The sequence below is a fragment of the Gammaproteobacteria bacterium genome, from assembly GCA_028817255.1.
GTDB lineage: Bacteria > Pseudomonadota > Gammaproteobacteria > Porifericomitales > Porifericomitaceae > Porifericomes > Porifericomes azotivorans.
Genome location: JAPPQA010000002.1, coordinates 1 through 7,049, shown reverse-complemented (window position 1 = coordinate 7,049; position 7,049 = coordinate 1). Strand labels below are relative to the sequence as shown.

At 66.8% G+C, this 7,049-nt stretch carries 7 protein-coding genes; all 7 read right to left on the bottom strand.

Annotated elements, in window-relative coordinates; translation table 11 throughout:
- Positions 1-39 precede the first annotated feature (39 nt).
- Positions 40-771 carry a hypothetical protein gene (locus OXU43_00060; protein MDD9823574.1) on the bottom strand — a complete coding sequence of 244 codons (732 nt, stop codon included), beginning with the start codon at positions 769-771 and terminating at the stop codon, positions 40-42.
- Positions 768-1,526: a hypothetical protein gene (locus OXU43_00055; GenBank protein MDD9823573.1), complete on the bottom strand. Its 759-nt coding sequence runs from the start codon at positions 1,524-1,526 to the stop codon at positions 768-770. The genes OXU43_00060 and OXU43_00055 overlap by 4 nt, the downstream gene beginning before the upstream one ends.
- Positions 1,507-3,393, bottom strand: coding sequence for a hypothetical protein (locus OXU43_00050; protein ID MDD9823572.1), 1,887 nt, complete (start codon positions 3,391-3,393; stop codon positions 1,507-1,509). The genes OXU43_00055 and OXU43_00050 overlap by 20 nt, the downstream gene beginning before the upstream one ends.
- A gap of 63 nt (positions 3,394-3,456) precedes the next feature.
- Positions 3,457-4,188, bottom strand: coding sequence for a hypothetical protein (locus OXU43_00045; protein ID MDD9823571.1), 732 nt, complete (start codon positions 4,186-4,188; stop codon positions 3,457-3,459).
- Positions 4,189-4,205: 17 nt separating this feature from the next.
- A complete protein-coding gene (gene rraA / locus OXU43_00040; protein MDD9823570.1) occupies positions 4,206-4,718 on the bottom strand; it encodes a ribonuclease E activity regulator RraA in 513 nt (170 codons plus the stop codon).
- A 30-nt stretch (positions 4,719-4,748) separates the two neighbouring features.
- Positions 4,749-5,552 carry an acyltransferase gene (locus OXU43_00035; protein ID MDD9823569.1) on the bottom strand — a complete coding sequence of 268 codons (804 nt, stop codon included), beginning with the start codon at positions 5,550-5,552 and terminating at the stop codon, positions 4,749-4,751.
- Positions 5,553-5,678: 126 nt separating this feature from the next.
- Positions 5,679-7,043: a bifunctional UDP-N-acetylglucosamine diphosphorylase/glucosamine-1-phosphate N-acetyltransferase GlmU gene (gene glmU, locus OXU43_00030; protein ID MDD9823568.1), complete on the bottom strand. Its 1,365-nt coding sequence runs from the start codon at positions 7,041-7,043 to the stop codon at positions 5,679-5,681.
- Positions 7,044-7,049 lie beyond the last annotated feature (6 nt).

Here is a 7,049-nt window from a genome sequence, read left to right as displayed (position 1 = left end):
CATTGGCTGTTGGGCGGTCATTGGCCGGCGCATGGGCGCCTACCGCCGGAAGCGGTCGAATTCTCCGGGCAACATGTCCAGCAGCGCTGCCGTCGGCATGGAGTACAAATCCCAGGTGCGCGCGAATTGCTGTATGACTTGGACGAAGCGCCTGAGCCCGCTCCTGCCGTGCGCGCCCCGCTTGAATTTGCCGTCCGCGCCCACGTACAGGCGGCTGGCCGCCTCCACTACCGCGTTGCAGGTGATCAGTTCCTGGCGGCAGCCGATTTCCGTTACCGCCGGGCTGCTCTGATCCGGGCGGTGGCAGAACAGGACCCGCGCCCGCCCGAGGTCGTTCCTGTGGTGCAGGTAGGCAAGGTAAGGCCCCAGGAGGAGATGGAAAAATTGGCGATTGCGGTGAAATTCCGGTATCCACCGGGCCGATTGGCCGACCTTGCGTTTGCCGTCCCCCCCGGGCGGGCACAGCTGCTCGAAGTAGAACAGCGCCAGCCAGGACCAGAGATATTTGTCTTTCCCGATATGCCTCATTCCGCCCCCGCCGGACAACTTGCCGTACAGATAATCCATCGCCTGTTTGCTGTCGGGGAACGCCCGCTGCTCTACGGTTATGGGCGCCTCCGGGCGCGCGACCGCGGACAGCCCCGGGGCGGTGAGGATGTCGTTCCTCTTTTGCGGGGCGAGCCGCTTGCCGTCCCTGAGATCCTGAATGAATCTTTCCAGCCTGGCGATCCCGTCCTCGTTGAAAAGCCGCAGTTCCATCGTTGCCGTCATTGCTCCTCTTCGCGCCAGTGGAGCAAATAGCCGGAGGCGGCATGATGCTTTTCGCAGAAGCCTGCCACGGCCTGCTCAATCCAGTCCAGGAGCGCCTGGGCGTCGTCGTCGCCGTCGTCTTCGGGGGGCGGCGGCAAGGGGCCGGCGCCAAGCTGGCGCTGGGCGAATAACAGCCACTGCGATTTCCAGTCGTCCATGTCGCCGGCGTCGCGGTAGCGTTCTATCGCCAGGATGTAGGTCAGGATTTCCCTGATCAAGGCAGGGAACGCCAGCGTGGAAAATTGCGCGGATTGCACCAGGGCGAGCCAATCGTCGAAGCTGGAATTCACCTCCAGGATCGGTTCGTCGCCGCCCAGGTCCAGGCGATAGATCTGCTCTCCCAGCTGGTCGCTGGGTCTTACCGGCAACAAGGAGTCCCTGGTCGCGGGGTTTTCGTTGTCGGGGCGTATTCTGTCCGTGCGGGCGAGAATCTTGCCGTCGGTGTCCACCGCCATGACGCGGAACAAAACCCCCTCGGGGGTTTCCAGGCCGGAGAGGTCTGTATTCCCGGGCGGGCAGATGTTGGCGACGGTTCCGAAAGGGAAGCGGAAGCGGGCCGTTTGCCGGTATGCCTCTATAAAGACCCGTGCGGTTTCCGGCAGGCCGCAGTCGTTGAGATCGAGCGCCGCGCTGAACGCGGGCCAGTCCATCTCTATGGAGATCCGCTTGCGCTCGAAACGCTTGCGCCCCGTGTAATTAATTCGGCGAACCGTCACCGGGATTCTCCGCCGCGTCCTTCGTCACCCTGACATAAACATCCCGATTTTCGTCGAAACCGGCGGCGCGAATGGAGAATTCCCCCGCCGCCTTGACGCGGATGCAGTTATTCGCCAGGGAAACGATTTCGGCGCCTTCCGCCTGCACCCGGATTCGGTTCTCTCCCGCGCCCGGCGCGAAACTGAAGTCCGAAACATGGTATTTCCGCAACGGGTTTCCCGGCGCCGTGTCGTAGGCTGCCCGGACGCATAATATGCCGGAGGCCGTTCCCGAGATGCCGAAGCCGCCGGCAATTTCCCGCACCTCGAATGCCGTCTGATTGGAGGGCGGCGGCTCCAGCTTGTCTGGCGGGGCGCCGGTTCTGCCCCCTCCCGAATACATGCGCGGGAAGAAATCCTTCAGCAAAGTCCGGTCGGCCCGCGAGTCGTCCTGCATCAGGTAGGCGACGATTTTCCGCACGCTTTCCTTGACGAATTGCAGATCGCCGCTGCCCGATTTGTATTTGCCCTTGAAGTTGGAGCTGGCGGCTTGCCAATCGGTGTGCGCCGGGTTCTCCGCGTCGCGCAGAAAGTCGGCCAACGGTCCCCGCTCGGCGACCACCAGCGCAACGGCGCCGCGAACCCTGGACTGCCCCACCTCGGGAATGACCAGGCCCTCGCGGACAAAGGCGGGGCGCGAGAATTTCTCCGTCTTGTCGCGCATGACGAACACGTCGAAGCAAGAATCGCGCGCCCGGGCGTCTTTCGGGCGCACGGTTACCGGCACGCGAAAGGCGATATGCCGGTTGTCGCGGTAGTCCTCCCGCAGCGAGGGGATTCGATCCTGGGGCAGCAGCTCGCGGGACCAGTGCCATTTTTTATTGGCGGCGGGCTTGTGCAATACGATTCGCTCGCGGTCTTTCAGCGCCAGGGAGCGGCGCGCGAGTTTCGCCTTGTTGCCAATGGCCTTCGCGTCGTTTTCGTCCAGCTTCATCTCCGCCAGCACCTGCTCGAAATTATTTTTGTCGAGGCGGGTCTCCAGCCCCGGCACATTGATATATACTTGCAGCTGGCCGCAAAGGATCGGGTAGAAATAATCTTCCAGCACGGCCAGGATCAGCGACTCCCGGTTGATTTCCTCGTGCGGATGGGGAACGACCAGCGACAGCCCCGGCACGCGCACGCGCTTTAGCCCGAACAAGCGGCGGAACTTCTCCAGCAGCGCTTCCTCTTCGCAAGGGAGCACAATTCTGGAGTCCGGGCCTTTGACTCCATAGTAACCCTCCTGGTAGTGCTTGCCGCCGATGCTGTGCATCTTGAGCAGCGTAGAGCCCATCAGCATGATTCTCCGGTCGCTTTTGCGCATCGTGAGCCCGAACACGGTATGGATCCGGCTCGAGGCCCAGAACACCTGCTTGCCTATGCCCCAACTGCCGCGGCTGCCGGCGTCTTTGTCGCTTTGCCCTTCGGCGCGGAAGAAGTGATAGAAGTGATTCCCTCCTTTTTCGTCCCCAAAGGCGGAACCGGCGTCGCCCTCCAGCCCCTTGGTGCCGAAATCTTCGAATACCACGCAGCGCCAGGGCTCGCCTTGCGGCGGCGGCCGCCCGCCGGGAAAGGATTTTTTCGAGGCGTTGAAGTGCTCCCACAAACCCGCGGACAGATAAGCCACGTCGGCGGCGGGAAGCGCCTTCCCCGATAAGAAGATCCGCACGATCACCGGGGTGTCGCCGGCCCTGGCATCCAGGGCGTTCTGAATCCCCTCCCGGACCAGCGCCACCCCCGGCTTGCCGGTCTTCTCCCCGGCGAAGAATTCATCTACCACGGTTTCCCGAACCCTGCGGCCCGGATCCAGCGGCGTGAAGTGCCATTTCGCGGTTTGTTTTTTCATGACGCGGATTCGCCCCGCGGGCAAAAATTACACTGCGAATTATATAGGAGCGGCGCCCGGGACTCAGGCCGACGAGATGAGCACGATGAACAGCAGCCGTACCGCGAGGTAGAAATACTCCAGCGCGGAGACGGGATTGCATTGCCAGAAACCGTCGCCCCAACCCCATGCCCGGTAGCCCTCGGGCAGCGGCTGCGGTATCCACCGGTACAGATCGGGGCGGTGGTAGTACAGATCGGGGCGGTCGTGCCTGTGCCCGGCGCCTCCCTCCCGGAACCGGTCGCCCAGCGCTTCCAGCGCTTCGTAGTGTTGCGGGTTCTTTTTTTGCAGCCGCCGGGTGTTGGAGACCATCATATCTTTGGCTTCCTCGTACTCCCGGGGCGGGCCGTATTCGACCTTGGCCAGCATCAGCATCCGCGAGCGCAGGTCGAACACATAGATCTCGTACCAGCGAGTGCGGCTGCTCATGTATTTTTTGCGATAGGTCTCTACGTACAGGTTTTCGTCCCGGTGCCTGTGGATGGCATCCTCGGCCTGGTCGAAGAGGTAGTCTTGTGCCCCCTCCTTCAGGACGAAGATCCGCTCGTACAGCGCGCTGTGTTGCAGGACGGTGCAGTGGTAGCGGCCGTCCGCGGGCGCGGCGCGCGCGGCGGCGCCCGGACAGAGCAAGGCGCCCGGCAACAACAGCAGGAGCAAGGGCGCGAGCCGCCGCGGTCTTTGCCGCCGCCGGCGGCGCAGGCGGGTGCGAATGCAGCTGCGGATGCGGGCGCTGTGGGCGCTTATGGCGGAGAACATGAGGGCTGTCGCCACCGCTATGGCGGCGCGCCGGCCTGCCCGGCGATGGGATGCAGGGGGCGCCCGGCCAGCAGGACGCCGTCCCGGTCCGCGTACAGGTAGTCGCCGGGGCGCACGGCCACGCCTTGCAGTTCCAGCGGCAGTTGCCTCTCTCCCGCGCCGCCTTTGCGGCTCCTGCGGGGGCAGGCGCCCAGCGCCTTGACGCCGATCTCCAGGGCGGCGAGTTCGACGGCGTCGCGGATGCAGCCCCAGACTACGATCCCGCGCCAGCCGTTGCGCAGGGCGGCGGCGGCCAGCCTGCCGCCCAGCAGCGCGCAATGCCTGGAGCCGCCGCCGTCCACGACCAGCACCCGGCCGTCGCCCGGCGTCTCCAGCGCCTCGCGGACGCGGCTGTTGTCGTCGCGGCAGCGCACCGTGGCGACCGGCCCGGCGAATGCCCGCCGGGCGCCGTAGTCGGCCAGTCCGGGGGCGAGTATGCGGACGCTGTCGGGGTGCGCGTCGCAGATGTCGGCGGTGGCGGGAGCGTCCATATGGCGGCCTGTGGGCGGGTTGCCGCCCGTTCAGCGCCTTCCCGCCACGGGCGCGTAATAGCGGGGGCGGCGGTCGGCGAAGACTTCGTTGCGCGCCGTGATCCGCTTGTCGCGGGCGCGACCGGGGTCCAATTCCTCGATCCGCAGTTGTTCCCGCCGCGCCGGCGCGGCGCACAGGCGTTCCCCGTCCGGGGCGACGATCTGGCTTTTGCCGGTGAAGCGCAGTTCCCCGTGCGGGCGGCGGTCCGCGCCGCAACGGTTGGCCGTGACGGCATAGACGCGGTTCTCCAGGCAGCGCGCCTGCATGACCTTCTGACAGTGGCTTAGCACCAGGTTGGAGGGGTGGCACAGGATCTCCGCCCCTTGCAGGGCCAGCGCGCGCGCCGCTTCCGGGAACAGCCAGTCGAAGCAGATCATCATGCCGATCCGGGCCGGGCCGACATCGCAGGTCTGCAACTCCGTGTCGCCGGGGTCGAACCACAGTTTTTCCTCGTTGAAGAGGTGCAGCTTGCGGTAGGTTTGTTCGATCCCGTTCGGCCCGATCAGCAGGGCGCTGTTGAAGCAGCGCTCCGCGCGCCGCTCGGCAAAACCGGCGACCAGGCGAAAGCGGTTGCCGCGGCACAGGGCGCGCAGGGCGTCCACCGTGGCGGAGCGCCGCGGGTCTTCCGCCAGGGCCAGCGCCTCGCCGCGGTCCCGAAAGTAATAGCCGGTGAAGGCCAGCTCCGGCAGGACGACCAGCTCGGCGCCGCAGCCGTCCAGGCGCGCCACCACCTTGTCGAGGTTGCGGCGCGGTTTGCCGAACAGGGGGCGGAACTGGTAGTAGGCGACGCGCATGGCCGGGCGCTCAGCAAGCGCTCGGCAAAATACGCCGCCGGGCCGGGCGGCGCATGGGCGGCGGCGGCAGCGGCGGCATCGGCGCCGACGCCGGCAGGAGCGCGGGGATCGGCAGCGGCGCCGGCATCAGTCGCGTCCGGGCCTTTTCCAGCCGCGCACGGTTTCCTGCCGCGGCCTGCCGATGGCCAGCGCGTCTTTTTCCACGTCTTTCGTGACGGCGGTGCCGGCGGCGATGGTCGCGCCGTCCCCAATCCGCAACGGGGCGATCAATTGCGACTGCGAACCTACGAATACGTCGTCGCCGATCGCCGTGCGGTGCTTGTCGGCGCCGTCGTAATTGCAGGTGACGACGCCGCAGCCGATGTTGGTGCGCGCGCCCAGTTCGGCATCGCCGATGTAACTCAGGTGGGCGATGCGGGCCGCCTCTCCCACCGCGGCTTCCTTTAATTCCACGAAGTTGCCGATCCGCGCCTCCGCCGCCACCCGGGTCCCGGGACGGATGCGGCAGAAGGGGCCCAGGCGCGCCCGCGCCGCTATCCGCGCCTCTTCGATCACGCTGTTCGCCAGTACTTGCACGCCGTCTCCCAGTTCGCTGTCGCGGATGCGGCAGTTGCTGCCGATCTGCACGTCGTTCCCCAGGCGCACCCTGCCTTCCAGAATCACGTTGACGTCAATCGAGACGTCGCGGCCCGCCTCCAGCGTGCCGCGCAAATCGAAGCGGGACGGGTCCAGCAGGGAGACGCCCGCCGCCATGGTCGCCTCCGCCTGGCGGCGCTGCCAGCGGCGCTCCAGCAGGGCGAGTTGGGCGCGGGTATTGACGCCTTGGACTTCCGCCGGGTCCGGGACGGAGACGGCGACCGGCGCGGCCCCCTCCGCCGCCGCGGCGGCGACGACCCCGGGCAGGTAGTATTCGCCCTGGGCGTTTTCCTTGCCGATCCCCGCCAGCCAGCGCCGCAGGGAGGCGGCGGGCGCCGCCAGCGCGCCGCAGAAGACTTCGCGGATGCGGCGTTGCCGCTCGTCGGCGTCTTGTTCCTCCACGATGCGCTCCAGCCGTCCCGCGCTGTCGCGGAGCAGGCGGCCGTAGCCGTGCGGGTCGGCCAATTCGGCGCTGAGCAGGGCAAGGCCGCCCTCGTCCGCCGCCGCGACCAGGCGGCGCAGGGTTTGCGTGCGGATGAGCGGCACGTCGCCGCAGAGGACCAGCGCCAGCGCCTGCTCCGGAAGCTGCGGCAGCGCCTGCATCACGGCGTGACCGGTGCCCAACTGGGGTTCCTGGCGCACCCATTGCGCGCGCAGATGCGCGCAGCGTTGGCGCAGCAATTCGCCGCCGGCGCCGTGGACGATGTAGATGCCGTCCTTGGCCGCGACCTTGCTGGCGGCGTTATAGACGTGTTCCAGCAGCGGCCGCCCGCCCAGGGGATGCAGCGATTTGGGCAGGCTGGAGCGCATCCGCTCGCCGCGCCCCGCCGCCAGGATTACGACGCTAGGCGTCACGGCAAT